This is a genomic window from Psychromarinibacter sp. S121, from assembly GCF_049801035.1.
Lineage (GTDB): Bacteria > Pseudomonadota > Alphaproteobacteria > Rhodobacterales > Rhodobacteraceae > Psychromarinibacter.
On the sequence record NZ_JBNAGE010000008.1, the window covers coordinates 56605 to 75648 of the forward strand.

Annotated in this window: 16 protein-coding genes; 12 read left to right on the plus strand and 4 right to left on the minus strand. The window is 64.6% G+C overall.

Going from position 1 to position 19044, the window contains the following annotated elements:
- Window positions 1-600: 600 nt before the first annotated feature.
- From ACP156_RS24035 to pepT, 10 genes are all read left to right on the plus strand, one after another.
- Window positions 601-1788: a replication initiation protein gene (locus ACP156_RS24035; protein WP_425053894.1), complete on the plus strand. Its 1188-nt coding sequence runs from the start codon at window positions 601-603 to the stop codon at window positions 1786-1788.
- Between the two features lie 67 nt (window positions 1789-1855).
- The gene (locus tag ACP156_RS24040) at window positions 1856-4192 is read left to right on the plus strand and encodes a Tex family protein (protein WP_425053895.1); all 2337 of its coding nucleotides are present in this window, start codon (window positions 1856-1858) and stop codon (window positions 4190-4192) included.
- Window positions 4193-4345: 153 nt separating this feature from the next.
- Window positions 4346-5494 (plus strand): cache domain-containing protein, encoded by a 1149-nt coding sequence (locus ACP156_RS24045; RefSeq protein WP_425053896.1) that lies wholly within the window; start codon window positions 4346-4348, stop codon window positions 5492-5494.
- Between the two features lie 200 nt (window positions 5495-5694).
- Window positions 5695-6156: an Lrp/AsnC family transcriptional regulator gene (locus ACP156_RS24050; protein WP_425053897.1), complete on the plus strand. Its 462-nt coding sequence runs from the start codon at window positions 5695-5697 to the stop codon at window positions 6154-6156.
- A 293-nt stretch (window positions 6157-6449) separates the two neighbouring features.
- On the plus strand, window positions 6450-7925 hold the full coding sequence (locus ACP156_RS24055) for an NAD(P)-binding domain-containing protein (RefSeq protein WP_425053898.1): 1476 nt from the start codon (window positions 6450-6452) through the stop codon (window positions 7923-7925).
- A gap of 234 nt (window positions 7926-8159) precedes the next feature.
- Window positions 8160-9305 (plus strand): ABC transporter substrate-binding protein, encoded by a 1146-nt coding sequence (locus ACP156_RS24060; RefSeq protein WP_425053899.1) that lies wholly within the window; start codon window positions 8160-8162, stop codon window positions 9303-9305.
- A 132-nt stretch (window positions 9306-9437) separates the two neighbouring features.
- Window positions 9438-11270: an ABC transporter permease gene (locus tag ACP156_RS24065; RefSeq protein ID WP_425053900.1), complete on the plus strand. Its 1833-nt coding sequence runs from the start codon at window positions 9438-9440 to the stop codon at window positions 11268-11270.
- Between the two features lies 1 nt (window position 11271).
- Window positions 11272-12174: an ABC transporter ATP-binding protein gene (locus ACP156_RS24070; protein ID WP_425053901.1), complete on the plus strand. Its 903-nt coding sequence runs from the start codon at window positions 11272-11274 to the stop codon at window positions 12172-12174.
- Window positions 12171-12896, plus strand: coding sequence for an ABC transporter ATP-binding protein (locus tag ACP156_RS24075; RefSeq protein ID WP_425053902.1), 726 nt, complete (start codon window positions 12171-12173; stop codon window positions 12894-12896). Before ACP156_RS24070 ends, ACP156_RS24075 begins: the two co-directional genes overlap by 4 nt.
- A gap of 68 nt (window positions 12897-12964) precedes the next feature.
- Entirely contained in the window at window positions 12965-14239 is a 1275-nt protein-coding gene (pepT, locus tag ACP156_RS24080) for a peptidase T (RefSeq protein ID WP_425053903.1), read from the plus strand.
- 3 nt (window positions 14240-14242) lie between these two features.
- On the opposite strand, the gene ACP156_RS24085 is transcribed toward pepT, so the two are convergent.
- The 3 genes from ACP156_RS24085 to ACP156_RS24095 form a co-directional block, all read right to left on the minus strand.
- Window positions 14243-14914, minus strand: coding sequence for an amino acid ABC transporter permease (locus ACP156_RS24085; protein WP_425053904.1), 672 nt, complete (start codon window positions 14912-14914; stop codon window positions 14243-14245).
- 62 nt (window positions 14915-14976) lie between these two features.
- Window positions 14977-15786, minus strand: coding sequence for an ABC transporter substrate-binding protein (locus ACP156_RS24090; protein ID WP_425053905.1), 810 nt, complete (start codon window positions 15784-15786; stop codon window positions 14977-14979).
- 114 nt (window positions 15787-15900) lie between these two features.
- Window positions 15901-17079 (minus strand): pyridoxal phosphate-dependent aminotransferase, encoded by a 1179-nt coding sequence (locus ACP156_RS24095; RefSeq protein ID WP_425053907.1) that lies wholly within the window; start codon window positions 17077-17079, stop codon window positions 15901-15903.
- A gap of 155 nt (window positions 17080-17234) precedes the next feature.
- Between ACP156_RS24095 and ACP156_RS24100 the strand changes: the two genes are divergently transcribed.
- Together ACP156_RS24100 and ACP156_RS24105 are read left to right on the plus strand one after the other, a co-directional pair.
- Window positions 17235-17615 carry a RidA family protein gene (locus ACP156_RS24100; protein ID WP_425053908.1) on the plus strand — a complete coding sequence of 127 codons (381 nt, stop codon included), beginning with the start codon at window positions 17235-17237 and terminating at the stop codon, window positions 17613-17615.
- Window positions 17616-17638: 23 nt separating this feature from the next.
- A complete protein-coding gene (locus ACP156_RS24105; protein WP_425053909.1) occupies window positions 17639-18325 on the plus strand; it encodes a GntR family transcriptional regulator in 687 nt (228 codons plus the stop codon).
- Between the two features lie 4 nt (window positions 18326-18329).
- Here the strand turns inward: ACP156_RS24105 and ACP156_RS24110 are convergent, their stop codons facing one another.
- Window positions 18330-19016, minus strand: coding sequence for a L,D-transpeptidase (locus ACP156_RS24110; protein ID WP_425053910.1), 687 nt, complete (start codon window positions 19014-19016; stop codon window positions 18330-18332).
- Window positions 19017-19044 lie beyond the last annotated feature (28 nt).

A 19044-nucleotide genomic window follows, 5' to 3' on the forward strand; every position in this document is an offset into this window, starting at 1 on the left:
CGGAAACTATGGCACATGGATTAGCCCTTGTGAATCGCATCGTGCGATGGGTCGGGCCTATACGTCTCTAATCCATATAGAAAAAAGACAGCACGAGCGGGTGTTTAGATTCTTTTTTATTCTTTAAGAATCTTTCCGGTCCAAAAAAGACATTAACATCATGGCGTTGATGGTGATCGGGTTCCCGTCTCCGGGATCAACGGGCACCGTATGCAGGGCGAAAGGAACCCGTTTCCGGTATTGCGGGTGCCGATTCGCGGGGCAGGGGAGCCATATTGAATCGGAATGGCCTGATTTGCCGCGTTTAGACCCGGTATTGCGCGAATCGGACCCTCTGGCCAATGATGCCGCCTGGGGGCGTTCCCGCAAATGGGTACCTTTCACTTCTGTCCGGTCAGCACAGGTACCCGTTTCCGGGACGCCCCCAAAGGTATCAACGCCGCTCTTGTCAGCGGATACCTTTTCCCCGATCATGGGCCGCAACGGGACAGGCCCTGCGCGAGTCGCACGGCCCACCAGATTCCGAGTATCGAGGCATGGCGGGCCAGCGACCCGCCCACAGGACAGGCAGCGCCTTTCGGCGCTGCGGACAGGGGCAGAATGGACGACATTCCCCGCGATCAGCTTTCCGGCCCGCTTCGTCGCGGAGCGGTGAAAAAGCACGTCGCCGCGATCCACGTGTCCGGCAAGCTGACGCTGTTGCAGCGCAAGCTGTCGAACGTGCTGCTGCTGAACGCCTACGACACGCTGACCTCGCACAGTCGTCACCAGATCGACGCGCGGACGCTGTGCATGATGATCGGCTACAACTCGAACGACATGGAAACGCTGAAGGCCTCGTTGCGCGGTCTGGCCGAGACGGTCGCCGAATGGGACATGCTGGACGAGAAGGGCCAGCAGGAGTGGGGCGTCTCGGCGCTGTTGTCCTATGCCAAGCTGAAGGCGGGCGTCTGCGAATACGCCTATTCCCCGGCGCTGGCCGAGAAACTGCACGACCCGAAGGTCTTTGCGCTGATCAACCTGAACATTCAGCGCCGGTTCACATCCGGGCACGCGCTGGCGCTGTACGAGAACTGCTATCGCTTCGTGCGGACGGGGTCGACCGGGTGGTGGTCGCTGGACCTGTTCCGGCGGCTGATGGGGGTTGCGGACAGCCCGTATTACGAGACGTTCAAGCACCTGAACGCCAAGATCATCAAACCGGCGGTGGCCGAGGTGAACAAGACCTCGAACATCGTGGTGACCCCCGAGGTCCGGAAGATGGGGCGCGCGGTGTCCGAGATCCGCTTTCGCATCGCCGAGAACCCGCAACTGGCGATCCTTGACCTCGACGATGGCGAGGGGCTGCGCAACACCGACGTCTATTCGCGGCTGCGCGCTCTGGGTGTCAGCGACCGGCTGGCGCGGCAATGGCTGACCGAGCATGGGCAGGACTATGTGAAGCAAAAGCTGGACTACGTGGCGGATCAGGGACGGGTGACGAACGCTGTCGGCTATCTGACCGCCGCCCTGCGCGACGACTATGGAGCACAGGTTTCGCAACGAAACCATAACACACCGACCTCTCTTCGCGCCCGCCGTCTGGAACGGATCCGCGACCTTGCCGCCGCCCGCAAGCCAACGCAGCGGGACGCCGACAAGCGCCTGTTCGTGGCCCGTCTGGAAGGGGCCGCTCGGGATGATTTCGAGCGGCACGGCTGGATGTCCGCCCTGAATGCCGAGGCCATCGTGGCCTTCTGGAGCGAACTGTCTCCGGGGGCTTTCGACGGGCTGGACGCCGACACCTGAAACCCCTCTTGGCCCCGGCGAACGGGGCGACTATCACGGGGAACCCCACACCCCGGAGGAGCACGATTTGGACAAGACCCCCGCCCGCATCGCCCAGACCATCGCCACCGAGATCGGCGCGCGGCCGCAGCAGGTGAATGCCGCTGTCGAGTTGCTGGATGGCGGCGCCACCGTTCCCTTCGTGGCGCGGTACCGGAAGGAAGTGACCGGCGGTCTGGACGACACGCAGCTTCGGACGCTTGCGGACCGGCTGGGGTATCTGCGGGAACTGGAGGACCGGCGGGCCGCCATTCTGAAGTCGATCCAGTCCCAGGACAAGCTGACCGACGACATCGCCAAGGCGGTGGCCGGGGCAGGGACCAAGGCAGAGCTGGAAGACATCTATCTGCCGTTCAAGCCGAAGCGGCGGACGCGGGCGATGATCGCGCGCGAGCAGGGACTGGACCGCCTTCTAGAGACGATCCGCGCCAATCGGAGCCAACCGCCGGAGGCGCTGGCGGACGGGTTCCTGACCGAAGAGGTGACCACCGCCAAGGACGCGCTGAATGGGGCGCGGGACATTCTGGCGGAAGAGCTTACCGAGAACGCCGAGTTGCTGGGACGGTTGCGGGAGTTCATGCGGCGCGAGGCCTTCATCTCGGCCAAGGTGGTCGAGGGCAAGGAAGAGGCGGGGGCGAAGTTCTCGGACTATTTCGATCACCGCGAGAAGTGGGCCGACATCCCTTCGCACCGGGCGCTGGCGATCCTGCGGGCGTCGAAGGAAGAGGTCGTGACCGTCGAGATCGCGCCGGACCCCGAGACCGGCGCGGCGAAGGCCGAGGGCATGGTTGCGCTGTTCGCGGGCGTCGAGGGCGATACGCCGGGCGATAAATGGCTGCGGACGGCGGCGGGGTGGACCTGGCGGATCAAGCTGTCGCTGACGATGTACATCGACCTGTTGGGCGAATTGCGGGCGGCCGCGCATGAGGAGGCCATCAAGGTCTTCAGCCGCAACCTGCGCGACCTGCTGCTGGCCGCGCCCGCCGGACCGCGCGCAACGCTGGGGCTGGATCCGGGCATCCGGACCGGGGTGAAGGCGGCGGTGGTCGATTCCACCGGCAAGCTGCTGGAGACCGCGACGCTGTACCCGTTCGCGCCGAAGCATGACGTGCGGGGTGCCGAGGCGGCGGTGTTGCGGATGGTGCAGGCGCATAACATCGACCTGATCGCCATCGGCAACGGCACCGCCAGCCGCGAGACCGAGAAGTTCACGGCGGACGCTTTGGGCCTGCTGCCGCCGTCGGTGAAGAAACCGACGAAGGTGGTGGTTTCCGAGGCCGGTGCCTCGGTCTACTCCGCGTCGGAGCTTGCGGCGCGGGAGTTCCCGGATCTGGACGTGTCCCTGCGCGGCGCGGTGTCCATCGCGCGGCGTTTGCAGGACCCGCTGGCAGAGCTGGTGAAGATCGAGCCGCAGTCGATCGGCGTCGGGCAGTATCAGCATGACGTCGATCAACGAAAGCTGGGGCAGGCGCTGGAGGCGGTGGTCGAGGACGCGGTGAATGCCGTGGGCGTCGATCTGAACACCGCCTCGGCCGCGCTGCTGAGCCATGTTGCAGGGCTGGGCAACTCGCTGGCGGAAAGCATCGTCGTGCACCGGGATGCGCATGGGGCGTTCCCGTCGCGAAAGGCTCTAATGAATGTTTCGGGACTGGGTCCGCGGGCATTCGAGCAGGCGGCGGGCTTTCTGCGTATCCGTGACGGCGACGAGCCGCTGGACGCCTCTGCGGTCCACCCCGAGGCCTATGGCGTCGCGCGGCGGATCGTGCAGGCCTGCGGGCGTGACCTGCGCAGCCTGATGGGCGATGACCGCGCGTTGAAGGGTCTGCGGGCCGAGGATTTCGTGGACGACACGTTCGGTCTGCCAACCGTGCGTGACATCCTGGGCGAGTTGGAAAAGCCCGGCCGCGACCCGCGGCCCGAGTTCAAGACCGCCACCTTCACCGACGGGGTCGAGACGATGGCCGACCTGAAGGCCGGCATGTTGCTGGAAGGGACGGTGACGAACGTCGCGGCCTTCGGCGCGTTCGTGGATATCGGGGTGCACCAGGACGGGCTGGTTCACATCAGCCAGCTGGCCGACCGGTTCGTGAAGGACCCGCACGAGGTGGTGAAAGCGGGCGACGTGGTGAAGGTGCGCGTGACCGAGGTGGACATCAAGCGCAAGCGGATCGGGCTGTCGATGCGGAAGGATGCCGAGCGGCCGCAGGGCAGGGGCCCGGCAGAGCGGCCGGACCGCGGGCAGCCCGCGCGCAAGCATCAGGGTGGCGGCAAGGCGGGTCCGAAGCCGAAACCCGAAAGCCGGGATTCGGGCGGGGCGCTTGGCGCGGCGCTGGCCGATGCGTTGAAAGCGAAGGGGCAACGTTAACAAGTTGCCTAAAACTTAGCCGAATTTCGTAACCGCAGGTTGCATCAACGGAACATTCGTTCACGACCTTAAGTTGAGCTTCGGTAGGAATTTGACATCTTTAAGTGATTCGTTACCGTTAACTGTGGGGGCGATAATGCCGAGGTGCGCATTATGGCTGAACGGAAGACGCACGCGCCGAGCCTGACACGGGCCTTGTTCGGGTTTGTCATCACGACCGCTTGCGGCGCGATGATCCTGATCTGGGTTCTGCTGGCGGGACGGATCGACGATGTGGAGGGCAACCTGCAGGACACACATGCTGTCCGCGGGGCCGAAGCCTTTCAGATGGTCATGACCACCGCGATCGAACGCGAATGGCGCAGTCTGACGGCGGTGGCCGAGCAGATCGGCAACGCGGTTCCGTCGAACATCCGGACCATCGTGGACGCGGTGCCCAATGCGGGCGGGCGGATCTTCTGGGCCGGGATGGCGGATACCTCGGGTGTGATCGTTCACGGGTCTGGCCGCATGATGGAAGGCGAGGACGTCAGCACGCGTCGCTGGTTCCGTGAGGGGCTGCGCGGGCCGTCCGTCGGGAATGTCTATGAGCTGGACAGCACCGAGGGCGACGATGACACCAGCAGGGTGAACATGTCCCTGCCGGTGTACCGCGAGGACGGGTCGCTGCGGGGCGTGATGGTCTACACGATGCGGATGGCGTCGCTGGAAGCCTATGCAAATGATATCGCGGGCGAGCTGGACCTGGACGTGTTCGTTCTGGACCGGAGCGGCAACATCGTGATGGAAGCGCGCGAAGTGGATTCCGCGCCGCTGGACGCCAGCACCATCGCGCCTGCGCTGGCGCTGAACCTGCCGACGCTGCGGTCCTCGACAGACCGGAAGGCGGGCGCGGCGCTGGCGATCCTGCCGGATCTCGTACAGGGCGACATGCCGTCCTTCGGCTGGAAGCTTGTGGTGCGGGTGCCGATGAACGTGTCGGGCGGGCAGGTGGTGTCGACGCTGTCGCCGCTGGTGCCGGTGCTGGGTACGCTGATGCTGTCCCTTCTGCTTCTGGTCGGGTTCTACGCGAACCACTTCCTGCGGCCGGTGCGCCAGCTTGCGAATGTCGCGCAGGCGCTGGCGAAGGGCGAGGCGATCTATCCCACAGACAACCATTCCAGCCGCGAGACCGCGACGCTGTCGCATTCGCTGGCGATCATCCAGTCGAGGCTGGACGAACGGACGCGGCGCGACGCGCGCGAGAAAAAGAGCGTCGAATGGGACGTTCAGGCGCCGCCCAAGCGTCACTGGGCGGCCTGAGTCAGCATGGACCAAGGGAGTCGGGCGGGCGACGTCCGACTCCAAGCTGCGCTGATTTTGTGCAGACGTCATTCTAACGACAAAAAAATTTTGCGAACCGCTGCGGCGGCGCGTGTTTCGATGCGTCTTCCGGCGGAATCGCCGCGTGTGTCGGGGCGGGCGTCATAGCATCGACGCAAACGAGACCCGGACCACCAATCATGATCGACGAACGCGACCGAAAGCTTCTGGCGCTGTTGCAGGAAGATGCCGAACTGCCGGTGAACGACCTTGCAGACCGTGTATCGCTTTCGGTTTCGGCCTGCTGGCGGCGGATCCGCCGGCTGACGGACGAAGGCTATATCAGCCGCCGCGTCGCGGTGCTGGACCGGCGCAAGATGCAGGTGCCCACGACGATCTATGTGCAGATCCGGACCTCGGACCATTCGGCCAACTGGCTGGAGTCGTTCCGGTCGGCGGTGGCGGACATTCCCGAGATCGTCGAGGCGTACCGGCTGGCGGGGAACATCGACTATCTGCTGAAGGTGATCATCCCGGACATCGAGCAGTGGGACATCATCTACAAGCGCCTTGTGGGGCGCGTGAACTTCTTCGACGTATCTTCCTACATCTCGATGGAAGAACTGAAGGCGACCGGCAAGATCCCGGTGAACTATGTCTGAAGCGCAGCTTAGAGACGCATATGGCATGATCGTCCCGCGTATCTCGGGACGCAGCGCACGGAGTTTGTGCGATACGCGCCGGGGGGGGAATGAGTTTGCGCCAATCCCGGGTTCAGTGGAAAGAAACGGTCGCGAAACGGGCGGAGGCTTGCCCACAACGCGGATAATTTGCCCGGTGGCCGCTATAGGCTGATTTACGAAACACGGTGTGCGCGTGCCGAGGGGAGGCGGCGCTCACGGGGTGCCGATGGCGCGCGCAGACTGTCGATGACCACGCAAGGTGCGAGGACGACATGACTGCTTTTGCCGCGACCGGCCGGATGCCGGATCCAGCGAATACGGACGGGCTTGCCGCCCACGAGGCCGCGCTTGCGGTGGATCTCGAGCGGTTGTGCCTGCCGCGCAAGCCGTTCACCGCGCCCCGGACCGGACCGGACGGCAAGCCGATGCTGGACGTGCTGGTGATCGGCGCGGGGCAGTTCGGTACCGGCATCGCGGCGGCGCTGAAGCTGGCGGGAATTCCGAACTTTCTTGTGATCGACCGCGCGCCGGAAGGGCAGGAGGGGCCATGGGTGACCTATGCCCGGATGCCGACGCTTCGGTCGCCCAAGCATCTGCCGGGGATCTGCTTTGGCATCCCGGCGCTGACCTTCCCCAGCTGGTGCCGGGCGGCGAAGGGCGATGCTTATTACGAAGAGATGTACAAGATCCCGAACCAGGACTGGCAGGATTACATCCTTTGGGTGCGGCAGGTGCTGGAGATCCCGGTGCGGAACGGCGCCGACGCGGTGGAGCTGCTGCCCGAGGCGGATCATGTGGGCGTGATGCTGGCGGATGGCGAGGTGATCTTCGCCAAGCGCGTCGTGGTCGCCAGCGGGCGGGCCGGGACGGGGGGCTATGCCGCCCTGGCGGGCGTGTCGCCCGAACTGGGGCCGGACCGGGTGGCGCACACGATGCACGACATCGACTTCGCGCGGCTGAAGGGCAAGCGGATCGCGATGGTCGGCGTCGGCTCGTCCGCGTTCGACAATGCGGCGACCGCTTTGGAGGCGGGCGCGGCGTCGGTCGACATGTTCGCGCGGCGCGAGGTGCTGCCGCAGTTGAACAAGGGGCGGCCGTCGAGCGTGCTTGGCTATCTTGACGGCTGGATGGCGCTGCCGGACGCGGACAAGTGGCGGTTGGGGGTGTACCTGGACCTGATGACGGGCGTGCCGCCGCACGAGACGGTGCTGCGGTGTCTGAAGCTGCCGGGGATGTCGGTGCATTTCCGGACCAAGTTCCTGTCGGCCACGCCGTCGGGGGACGGGGTGCGGATCGAGGTCGAGGGCGGGCCGTCCGGCGACTATGACTTTCTGATCATGGGCACCGGGTTTCGGGTGGATCTGGCATACGAGCCGCTGTTCGAGTCGATCTTTCCGCAGATCCTTCAGTGGCAGGATGTCTACACCCCGCCGCCCGAGCTGGAACGGCCGCACCTGGGGGTGCAGCCCTATGTCGGCGACGCGTTCGAGCTGATGTCGAAAGGTGAGGATCCGCTGGGGCGCATCCACCTGTTCAATACCGCGACCTACATGAGCGCCGGAACCATGGCGGGCGATGTGCCCGCGCTGGACGTGGCGCCCGAGCGGCTGGTCACCGGACTGACCAAGAAGCTGTTCGCCGAGGATTTCGACCCGATCTTCCAGACCTTGCAGGACTGGGAAGAAGAGCACGAGCTTGAGACGACGCCCTTCTACGAGCCCGATTTCGTGAACAAGACGGGACGCTGAGCGATGGGCGGAACAGTCACTAACATGCGGTGCAGGGCGGGGGCGCGCGATCTGATCGTCGCGCCGATCCCCATGTCCCGCAAAAATCCAACGGGCGCGGCCGCAGTCTGGCTGCCGCCCGATACCCCGGCCGATCTGACGGCGGCCGGGACGAACCGTTCGGCGCGCTGAGCGGGGGACAGACAACAAACAAGACACGTCAGACCGAGCCAAACACACCAACAGGGAACCAAGATGAAACAGAACAAAGCACATCTCTTCACGCGGCGCGGCCTTGGCGGGCTGGCGCTGGGTCTGGCCTTCGCATCAAGCGCGATGGCGCAGGACGCGATCACCATCGGCGTGACCGGTCCGATGACCGGCCCCGCGGCGCAATATGGCGAAGCTTGGGTCGAGGGTTTCGACCTGGCGCTGGAAGCGATCAACGCCGAGGGCGGCATCAACGGCACGCCGCTGGAGTACATCTTCGAAGACAGCCAGAACGACCCGCGCCAGACCGTCGCCATTGCGCAGAAGTTCATCAACGATCCGAAGATCGTGGTTGAAATCGGCGATTTCTCTTCGACCTCGTCGATGGCCGCGTCGCCGCTGTACCAGCGGGCCGGTCTGGTGCAGTTCGGGATGACAAACTCGCACCCCGATTTCACCAAGACCGGGGATTACATCTGGTCGCCGTCGATCCCGCAAAGCCAGGAACAGCCGCTGCACGCGGCCTTTGCCTATGACGGGTTGGGGATGCGCAAGGTTGCGGTGATGCATCTGAACACCGACTGGGGCACCACCGCGATGACCCTGTTTACCGATGCGTTCAAGGAGATGGGCGGTGAAGTGGTCGCGATCGAGGGCTATCTGCCCGAAGAAAAAGATTTCCGCGCCACGCTGACCCGCATCAAGGCAGCCGCGCCGGACGGGATCATGCTGGAAAGCTATTATCCGGACGCCGCGCTGATCGTGCGGCAACTGCGGGACGCCGGCATTGATATCCCGATCCTTGGCGTCGGGTCGATCTATTCGCCGTCGTTCATCGAACTGGCGGGCGAAGCCAGCGAAGGCGTCTACACCTCGGCCTATTTCTCGCCGACGTTCACGCGCCCCGAAGTGAAGGAATTCGTGGATCTGTTCGTGGAAACCTACGGCCACGAGCCCAACAGCTTCAACGCCTACGCCTATGACGCGATGAACATTCTTGCCGCGGTCATGCGCGAGTACGGCACCACGCGCGAAGACATCAAGAACGGTCTGGCGGAAATCTCGGGCATCTCGTCGGTGATCTTCCCCGAGGTCGACTTCGACCCGGAAACCCGCCGCGTGTCCGGGCCCGTCACGACGCCCTTGGTCGTCAAGGACGGCAAGTTCGAGATCTACGAAGCGGAAGGCTGATCCGCCCAGGCCGGCGCGGTCTCCGCGCTGGCCGCCACCACTCACCCATCCGAGGACGGAGAGCGTCGAACGGCACTCTCCGTCCAGTCCCGGGCCAAATCGCCCGCCTGTCTTCGCGGAGAAGCCAAGACAATGTTAGAATTCATCCAGAGCGTCTGGCTCGATTTCACCATCGCAGGCGTCGTTATCGGGTCGATCTATGCGCTGATGGCCGTCGGGCTTGCGCTGATCTTCGGTGTGGCGAACCTGATCAACTTTGCCCATGGCGCGGTGTTCACCGTCGGAGCCTATGTCGGCTGGATCTGCCTTATGGCGCTGGACCTGCCGCTTATCGTCAGCGTGGTCGTCGTGGCCCTGGCAGGGGGCGGGATCGGTGCCTTGATCGAATGGCTGGCGATCCGGCCGCTGAACCGGCAATCGCGGATCGCGCCGCTTCTGGCTACGATCGGGGTCGGCCTGATCCTTGACCAGCTGATCCACATCATCTTTTCCGCGACGCCTCGCGCGCTGAACGCGAACTTGCCGAACTGGCGCATTCCGCTGGGGTCCGGCACCATCGGCACGCTGGATATCGTGATCTTCCTGACCGGGCTGATCTCGGCCGCGCTGCTGTATTCCTTCCTGCGGTTCACGAAAATCGGGATGGCCGTGCGGGCCACGGCGCAGGATGACGACGCGGCCAAGCAGATGGGCGTGAACATCAACAAGGTGAACATGACCGTGTTCGCGGTCGCCGGAGCCCTGGGCGCCATCGCGGGGCTTCTGGTCGGGCTGTACTACAACAACATCGACCCGATCACCTCGTTCAACATCATGATGAAGGGCATGGTTGCCATCGTGATCGGCGGCATGGCCAACGTGCCTGGCGCCATCGGCGGGGGCCTGATCCTTGGTCTGATCGAAAGCTATGGCATCGCCTTCTTCGGCGCCAGCTATCGCGACCTGTTCGCCTTCGTCGTGCTGCTCTTGATGCTGCTGTTCCGTCCCAACGGGCTGTTCACGCGTCACCGCGAGCGGCATGCCGAACCGATGACCGGCACCTTCGTGACCAAGGCGGCACCCTTCAAGATACCGTGGTGGGGCACCGCGCTGCTGGTCGTGCTGGCGGCGATGATCCCGCTGGCGGGCAAACCCTATATCACGCAGGTCATGACCAACGCCTATATCTATGCGTTGGCCGGTATGTCGCTGACGCTGGTGGCGGGCACGATCGGCATGGTGTCGATCGGACATGCCGCGTTCCTTGCCATCGGGGCCTATACCTCGGCCTTGCTGACCCTTGCCGGGCTTCCGGTGGTGTTCGGTATCCTGGCGGGCGGCCTTGTCACCGCGCTGCTTGGCACGGGGCTGGCCTATCCGGCGTTCCGGCTGCGCGGACACTATGTGTCCATCGGGACATTGGCGCTGGGTCAGATCGTCGTGATGGTCATTCTGAACTGGGACAGCGTCACCAACGGATCGATGGGGCTGTATGGCATTCCGCCGCTCGATTTCTTCGGGCTGCCGCTGTACTCGACCAATGCCACCTACTGGTGCGTGCTGGGGCTTGTCGTCATCTGCGGGCTGCTTCAGGGCCGGTTGCTGACGTCGCATCTGGGTCGCACATGGCGCGCGATCCGCGAAGACACGATCGCCGCCGAAACCTATGGCGTAGCGTCGAATTACTACAAGGGGCTGGGCTTTGGTGTTGCCGGGTTCATCGCCGGTGTCGGCGGAGCCATGACGGCGCACCAGTTCAGCTTTATCGACTACAACACCTTCAACCTGCTGATTTCGGTTCTGATCCTGACGATCGCGATCCTCGGTGGGCTGGGCAACATCACCGGCGCCGTGATCGGCGCGGTGCTGGTGGCGGGTCTCCCCGAGATGTTCCGCGTCCTCGCGGAGTACCGGATGATGTTCTACGGCATCGCGCTGATCCTTCTGATCCGGTTCCGGCCGCAGGGCCTTTTGGGGAGTGGCTGACATGACTGAACCATTGCTGACCGCACAAGGTATCGTTCGCAAGTTCGGTGGGATCACGGCAGTCGACAACGTCGATCTGCACGTGGCCGAGGGCGAGTTTCTGTCGGTGATCGGGCCGAACGGGGCGGGCAAGACCACGCTGTTCAACCTGATCTCGGGGCAAGACCGGATGGACGCGGGGAAGGTCACGCTGGAAGGGCGCGACATCACCAACCTTACCCCTCACAAGATGGCCGAGATCGGAATGGCACGCACATTCCAGCATGGCCGGGTCTTCGGCAACCTGACCGTGATGGAAAACGTGCTGATCGGCTGCCATACGCGGCTGGCCGCATCGCGTTCGCGGGTACCGGTCGCGGCGCCGTTCCTTGAGATCATGAAGGCGCTGGTGCAGCCCGGCGCCGTCAAGGCCGAGGAGGCAGCGATGCGGCAGGAGGTGATGGATATCGTCGCCACCTTTGGCGACCGGCTGACGCCGCGCGTCAACCAGCCGGCCTATTCGCTGTCCTATGCGAACCGGCGGCGCGTCGAAATTGCCCGCGCGCTGGCCCTGCACCCGCGCATCCTGATCCTCGACGAACCGACGGCCGGGATGAACGAAAGCGAGACCGCCGAGATGCAGGGCATCATCGGAGAACTGAAGAAACAGGGGCGCACGATCCTTTTGATCGAGCACAAGCTGAACATGGTCATGCAATTGTCGGACCGGGTCATGGCGATGGACAACGGCGTCGTCATCTCGGAAGGCACGCCTGCCGATGTGCGCAACGATCCCAAGGTGGTCGAAGCCTATCTGGGCCATTCCACCATCGGTGGCGACAAGCCGGCTGAGGACAGCCTGATGCCCGCGGCCCCGACAGAACCCGAAACGCCGCCGCTGAAGGTCGCAGGAGGTGCGGAATGAAGAAGCCGCTTCTGGAACTGAAGAACTGCAACTCGTTCTATGGGCCGGTGCAGGTGCATTTCGACGTGTCGCTGACGGTGCCGGAACAGTCCATCGTCTGCCTGCTGGGCGGCAACGCGTCGGGCAAGTCCACCACGATGAAGACGATCCTCGGTTTGCAGATCCCCAAGACGGGGTCGGTGACGATGGAGGGCAAGGACATCACCGGTGCGCCGACGCCCGAGATCGTGAAGGCCGGGATCAGCACCGTGCCCGAGGCGCGGCGGCTGTTCGGGGACATGACGGTGCGCGAGAACCTGTTGATGGGGGCCTATGTCCGCGACGATCAGACCGAGATCATGCGGGACTATGACAGGGTTCTAGAGCTGTTTCCGCGCCTGAAAGAGCGGATACGCCAGAAGGCCGGCACCATGTCGGGCGGCGAGCAGCAGATGGTCGCGATGGCGCGGGCGCTGATGGGCAAGCCGAAGCTGATCATCATGGACGAGCCGACGATGGGCCTGTCGCCCAAGTATGTCGACCGGGTGCTGGAACTGATCGCGACGGTGAACAAGACCGGCGTGTCGGTGTTCATGGTCGAGCAGAACGCCTCGATGGCGCTGCGCATCGCGGACTATGGCTATGTGTTGCAGACCGGGCGGATCGTGCTGGAAGGGCCGGCGAATGAGCTGCTGGCCAACCCGAAGATCCGCAGCGCCTATCTGGGCGAGGACGTGGCCTGACGCGCCGCTTGGCTTGACTTCCGGCCGATTGAGGGGCGCTTTGTCTGATAGAAGACAGGAGCGCCCCGATGCCCGAAGACAGCGTTACGGAAGACAGCCTGCACGAAGCCGGCACCTTCGACCGAGAGCTTGAAGAGCGGCTTGTCCGCTATGCCGCGATCGATACGCAAAGCGATGCGGACAGTCCCAGCCAGCCCAGCACCGAGATCCAGTTCGGCATGCTGAAACTGCTGGTGGACGAGTTGACCGAGATCGGCGCGGAGGACGTGACCCTGACCGACTATGGCGCGGTTCTGGCGACGGTTCCGGGCACCGCCGAGGGGCCGACCGTCGGACTTCTGGCGCATGTCGACACCGCGCCGCAGTACAACGCGACGGGTGTGAAGCCGCGGGTGATCCGGGGCTACAACGGTGGCGACATCACCTATCCGGACAATCCGTCGCTGGTGCTGTCGCCCGAGGACTTCCCCTATTTGGCCGAGAAGCGGGGGCATGACATCATCACCGCCTCTGGCAGGACGCTGCTGGGGGCGGATGACAAGGCCGGCGTCGCGATCATCATGACCGCCGTGCGGCATCTGCTGTCGAACCCCGGCATTCCGCACCCGACGCTGCGGATCGCCTTTACGCCGGACGAAGAGATCGGGCGCGGCGTGGACGAGAAGCTGCCCGCCGATCTGGGCGCCGATTTCGCCTATACGTTCGACGGGGCGAAGGTGGGCGAGATCGAGTACGAAAGCTTTTCGGCCGATTTCGCCGAGATCACGGTGACCGGCGTTTCGATCCATCCGGGGACCGCGAAGGACAAGCTGGTGAACGCGATCCATCTTGTGTCGAAGATCATGCAGACGCTGCCGCAGGCGACAATGACGCCCGAGACGACCGACGACCGCGACGGATTCATCCACGCGGTCGAGATGACGGGCGACGCGGCGCAGATGGTGCTGCGGCTGATCCTGCGCGATTTCGAGATGGACGGGCTGGAGGCCAAGGGCGCGCTGGTGCGGCAGGTGTGCGATGCGGTGCAGGCAGGCGAGCCGCGCGCAAGCATCACCTGCGAGATCCGGCCCCAGTACCGCAACATGCGCTATTGGCTGGAGAAGGACATGACGCCGGTGGAACTGGCCCGCGATGCGGCACGAAGCCTAGGGATAGAGCCTGTTTCCGTCCCGATCCGGGGCGGCACCGACGGGTCGCGCCTGACCGAGATGGGGGTTCCGACGCCGAACGTGTTCACCGGGATGCAGTGCATTCACGGACCGCTGGAATGGATCTCGGTTCAGGACATGGCGAAGGCCACGGGCGTCTGCCTTGCGCTGGCGGCGCTGGCGGCCAGCCGCTGACGGTCAGCGGTAGCCGCGACGGTATTTCTGTTCCAGCCAGCCGGTAAAGCGCACCATCGGCCACAGGATCGCGATGTAGATCAGCGCGGCCAGCAGCAGCGGCGTCGGGTTGGCGAACAGCGCCTGCGCGTCGGTGGCCTGTTTCAGCAGGTCGTTCATCGCGACCACCGAGGCCAGCGACGTGTCCTTGACGATCGACACGCAGTAGGACGCCAGCGGCGGGATCATCATGCGGATCGCCTGCGGCAGGATCACCTTGCGCATGGTGGTGAAGAACTTCAGGCCAAGCGCGTCGCAGGCCTCGAACTGGCCCTTCGGCACCGCCTCGATCCCGGCGCGGACCACTTCGGCGGTGTAGGCGGCCAGCACCAGCGACAGCGCGATGGTGGCGCCCACGAAGGACGAGAACACGATCCCCGCGAAGGGCAGGGCGTAGTAGACGAGGATCAGCACCACCAGCACCGGGATCGCGCGCAGGATGTCGATGTAGAAGGTGGCCAGCAGGCGGAAGGGTTTCGCCGCGTAGAGACGCACGAGACAGACCGCGACGCCAAGGATGCCGCCGAAGAAGATCGCGGCCGCACCAAGGGCGAGGGTGTTCACCAGCCCGCGCATGAGGATCGGGAAGGCCCGCCGCATGACGTCGAGGTTGAAGAAGATGTCGAAGATTTCCATGCGGCGGATCCGGGTCTGCGGGGCGCGCGGCGGGGCTGGGCGCCCCGCCGCGACCTGTCAGGTCAGTCGGCCGAGGTCGGGATCGGCAGCGGGGTCAGCGTGAGGCTGTCCGCGGCGGCGGCGACGCCGAACCACTTTTCGTACAGCGCGGCCATCGTGCCATCGGTCTTCATCTCGGAAATCGCGTCGTTGAAGGCTTCGAGGTTCTCGGAGTCCTTCGGCATCATGATCGCGAACTTGTCGCCGGTCGGGATTTCGACGGTGACGGCCAGCCCTTCCATGTTCGGCTGCGTGAAGGCATAGCGCAGGCCGACGATGTCGTTCACGGCGGCGTCGATGCGGCCCGAACGCAGGTCGGTCAGCATGTTGGCGGTGGTGTCGTAGCTGGAGTAGGACGCATAGCCCAGCTCTGCCTCGCGCTCTTTCAGCCAGTTCTCGGGGAAGGAGGTGGCGATGGAGCCGACGCGCTTGCCTTCGAGATCTTCGAGGCTGGCGATCCCGGCGCCGTCCTTCACGCCGACGCCAAGCGCGCCGGAAAAGTAGGGCTGGGTGAAGCTTTGCGATTCAAGGCGTTCGTCGGTGATGGTCAGCGACGAGATGACGGCGTCGACGCGGCGCGAGGCGGAGGCGACGAACAGCGCGCGGAAGTCGTAGCCCTCGATCTCGGTGGTGGTGCCGAGACGGCTGGCGATCTCGTTCACGATGTCGACCTCGAAGCCTTCGAAGTCACCGGCTTCGTTCTTGAATTCCCACGGCGGGTTCGCCGGGTAGCTGCCGATCTTCAGCGCGTCCTGCGCCATGGTGGCGGTGCCGGCAAAGGCGGTCAGGGCAAGCGCGGCAAGACCCGCGAACAGGGTTCTGGTGGATTTCATGATGTGGTCCTCCCGGGACGTCAGGGTGCGGCATTGCAGCCGCTTGGGCGTAGGGTTGGCACGTTGGCCAACGGGATTCAAACGTTTTGTTTGAAGCTTAAAGTTTTTGGCGGGTCATGCCTCGACCGGGACGAGGTCGGACACGAAACGCTGGATGCGGTCCATCGCGGCGCCAAGATCCTCGACACTGGCAGAGCCGAAGCAGACGCGCAGGTGCCCTTCTCCGGCGGCGCCATAGAAGCTGCCTGCCTCGACCACCACGCCCGCTTCTTCCAGCAGACGGTCGGCGAACGCTTGCGACGTCAGGCCGGTGCCAGAGATGTCGGGAAAGGCGTAGATCGTCCCTTCGGGCCAGTCGCATGTCACGCCGGGCATCTGGTTCAGACGGCTGACGGCGATCTGGCGTTTCTCGGCATCCTCGGCGATCAGGCCTTCCAGCGCGGCGGGGTCGCCGGTGACGGCCGCCAGCGCGCCTTCCTGAATGAAGGTGTTCACGTGGGTCACGTCGTTGGCGGTGATCTTCAGCAATGCGCCGATGGCGGCCTCGGGGGCGACCATGTAGCCCAGACGCCAGCCGTCCATCGCGTAGCTTTTGGTGAAGGCGAACATCGAGATGGTGCGTTCGTCCATGCCCGGAAGCGCGCCGATCGAGATGTGTTTGGCGCTGTCGAACAGGATGTCTTCGTAGACCTCGTCGGACATCACGATCAGGTCGTGCTTGATCGCGACATCGGCGAGCGCTTGCAGTTCCTCGCGCGAGTACACGCGGCCGGTCGGATTGCAGGGGTTGATCAGCACGATCATCTTGGTGCGCGGGGTAATTTTCGCCTCGATCGCGGCGGGGTCGATGCGGAAGCCGTTGGCGGCGTCAAGCTGCGCCATCACCACCTTTGCCCCGGCCAGTTCGATCTTTCCGGTGTGCTGCGGATAGTAGGGTTCCAGCAGGATCGCTTCGTCACCCTCGTCGAGGAAGGCCATGATCGCGGCATAGCTGGCGTGGGTCAGACCGTTCGTCACGATGATGCGGTCGGGCGAGACGTCGAGGTCGTTCTTCGCCTTCAGCTTGGCGGCCAGCGCCTGCCGCACGTGCAGCTCGCCCGGAAGATCAGAGTAATGCACCTTGCCGGCGCGGATCGCGGCGATGGTGGCCTCTTTGATGTGCTCGGGCGTGTCGGCGGCGGGGCGGCCGACCTCGAGGTGAATCAGGTCGTCGCGGCCGGTCATCATCGCTTTTTGGAACATCCCGAACGACTTGGGCGAAGTCTCGGTGATGCGGCGGGCGAGCTGTTTCATCAGTATTTCCTTGTGTCGGTCCCAGCGGCGGGGAGGTGTGCGTGCCTTGACGGTGCGGCGGGGGTTGCCATCGGGAGCCGCCTGGTTTTGCCTTGATCGTTGTACCGTTCTATAACAAGATCGTTTGATCAAACAATAGCCAAGGAGGCTTCTTCGTGCGATATGCAATCTCTTCCGGCTCGCCCTTCGAGAAAATCGGCGGCTATTCGCGGGCCGTGGTGGATGGCGACTGGGTCTTCATCTCGGGTACTGCGGGCTATGTCGCGGGCGAAACCGACCCGGATGACGCAGAGGCACAGACCCGGAAGGCGCTGGAGATTGTCGGCAACACGTTGCAGGAAGCGGGCGGAAGCCTGCGTGACATCGTATCGTTACGTGTCTACGTGGCGCGGCGCGAGGATATCATGCCGATTGCCAAGCATCTTGGCACGGTGTTCGAGGATCCCCGGCCAACGAATACGACGGTGACCTGCGGTTTCGTAAACGACGAGATCAAGGTCGAATTGGAAGTTGTCGCGCGGCTGGGGTCGCTTTAGGCGCGCGCAGGGGAGGACGGCGAATGGCGGACGTGAAGCTGAAACCGGTGCGGTCGCGCCAGACGGTGCAGGACCAGGTCTATGCGCAGTTGCGCGAGGCGCTGGTCAGCGGCGCGTTCGAGGCGGGGCAGGGGTTCACCATCCCCGCGCTGGCCGACAGTTTCGGCACGTCGCACATGCCCGTGCGCGAGGCGCTGCGGCGGCTGGCGGCGGAGAACGCGCTGCGGATCTCGTCCACCGGAACGGCCACGGTGCCGCCCCTGGACATCGACGAGCTGCGCAAGATCTGCGAAGTTCGGCTGGTGCTGGAGCCCGCCGCCGCGCGGCTGGCTTTCGGGCGGATGGGCGCGTCTGACATCGCCACGATGAAAGACCTGCTGGCCGCGCACCAGCGCACCGGCGAGACCGGCGACATCGTCGAGATGCTGGCCGCCAACCGCGCCTTCCACTTCCACATCTATAACGCCACCGAGAACGAGGTTCTGGTCAGCCAGATCGAGAACCTGTGGCTGCGCAGCGGTCCATACGTGCGCTATCTGTCCGACCGGATGGCCGACCTGCTGCGCACCAGCTACAAGTCCGGCTACACCAGCCACCACGAGGACATGCTGGCCGCTTTGGAAGCGGGCGACGAGGCCGCGTTCGTGCAGGCGATGGTCGAGGACGTCACCGCCACGCACGAGCTGCTGTACAAGTTCCTGTCGGAATAAGCGCCTACATCGCCGGGGGCGGGCCTGATTCCGCCTGGGTCAGCACGCGGACGCGGGTGCCGTTGGCGACGCGGGCGGCCAGGTGCATGACGTCCTGGTTGAACATCCGGATGCAGCCCGACGAGGCCTGGTGCCCGATGGTCCACGGGCTGGGGGTGCCGTGGATGCGATAGTAGGTGTCTTCGCCGTTCCGGTAGAGATACAGCGCCCGCGCGCCCAGCGGGTTTTCCAGCCCGCCCTCGACGCCGGCGGCGTACTGGGCGAATTTCTCGGGCTGGGTGCGCAGCATGTTCTGCGTCGGCGTCCAGCCCGGCCAGTCGCGGGTATAGGCGACCGAGGCGGTGCCCGAGAACCCATAGCCCGCCTCTCCGACCGCGATGGCATAGCGCATCGCCTTGCCGCCCTCCATCACGTGATAGAGATAGCGCGCGTAGGGATCGACGATGATCGTGCCCGGCCTTTCGGGCGAGGGATAGTCGACCATCTGCCGCTTCTTGGCTTCCGAGAGGTAGTCGACCGGGATCGCGGGGACGAGGATGTCGCCGTCCTGCACCTCGGCATACATGGCGATGGTCTCGGGGCTGACGGGTTCGCCCTCGGCGTTGGTCGGAATATCCTCGGCGCGCATGTCGCCACAGGCGGCAAGGGCCAGCAGGCCGATCAGCGCAAGGCTGCGTCGGATGAGGGTCATGTACTGCTCCACTCTGCCCGGCATCGAG

Coding starts and splice junctions, on each gene's coding strand:
- ACP156_RS24035 (WP_425053894.1), top strand. CDS start 601: ATGGACGACATTCCCCGCGATCAGCTTTCCGGCCCGCTTCGTCGCGGA.
- ACP156_RS24045 (WP_425053896.1), top strand. CDS start 4,346: ATGGCTGAACGGAAGACGCACGCGCCGAGCCTGACACGGGCCTTGTTC.
- ACP156_RS24050 (WP_425053897.1), top strand. CDS start 5,695: ATGATCGACGAACGCGACCGAAAGCTTCTGGCGCTGTTGCAGGAAGAT.
- ACP156_RS24055 (WP_425053898.1), top strand. CDS start 6,450: ATGACTGCTTTTGCCGCGACCGGCCGGATGCCGGATCCAGCGAATACG.
- ACP156_RS24060 (WP_425053899.1), top strand. CDS start 8,160: ATGAAACAGAACAAAGCACATCTCTTCACGCGGCGCGGCCTTGGCGGG.
- ACP156_RS24065 (WP_425053900.1), top strand. CDS start 9,438: ATGTTAGAATTCATCCAGAGCGTCTGGCTCGATTTCACCATCGCAGGC.
- ACP156_RS24070 (WP_425053901.1), top strand. CDS start 11,272: ATGACTGAACCATTGCTGACCGCACAAGGTATCGTTCGCAAGTTCGGT.
- ACP156_RS24075 (WP_425053902.1), top strand. CDS start 12,171: ATGAAGAAGCCGCTTCTGGAACTGAAGAACTGCAACTCGTTCTATGGG.
- pepT (WP_425053903.1), top strand. CDS start 12,965: ATGCCCGAAGACAGCGTTACGGAAGACAGCCTGCACGAAGCCGGCACC.
- ACP156_RS24085 (WP_425053904.1), bottom strand. CDS start 14,914: ATGGAAATCTTCGACATCTTCTTCAACCTCGACGTCATGCGGCGGGCC.
- ACP156_RS24090 (WP_425053905.1), bottom strand. CDS start 15,786: ATGAAATCCACCAGAACCCTGTTCGCGGGTCTTGCCGCGCTTGCCCTG.
- ACP156_RS24095 (WP_425053907.1), bottom strand. CDS start 17,079: ATGAAACAGCTCGCCCGCCGCATCACCGAGACTTCGCCCAAGTCGTTC.
- ACP156_RS24105 (WP_425053909.1), top strand. CDS start 17,639: ATGGCGGACGTGAAGCTGAAACCGGTGCGGTCGCGCCAGACGGTGCAG.
- ACP156_RS24110 (WP_425053910.1), bottom strand. CDS start 19,016: ATGACCCTCATCCGACGCAGCCTTGCGCTGATCGGCCTGCTGGCCCTT.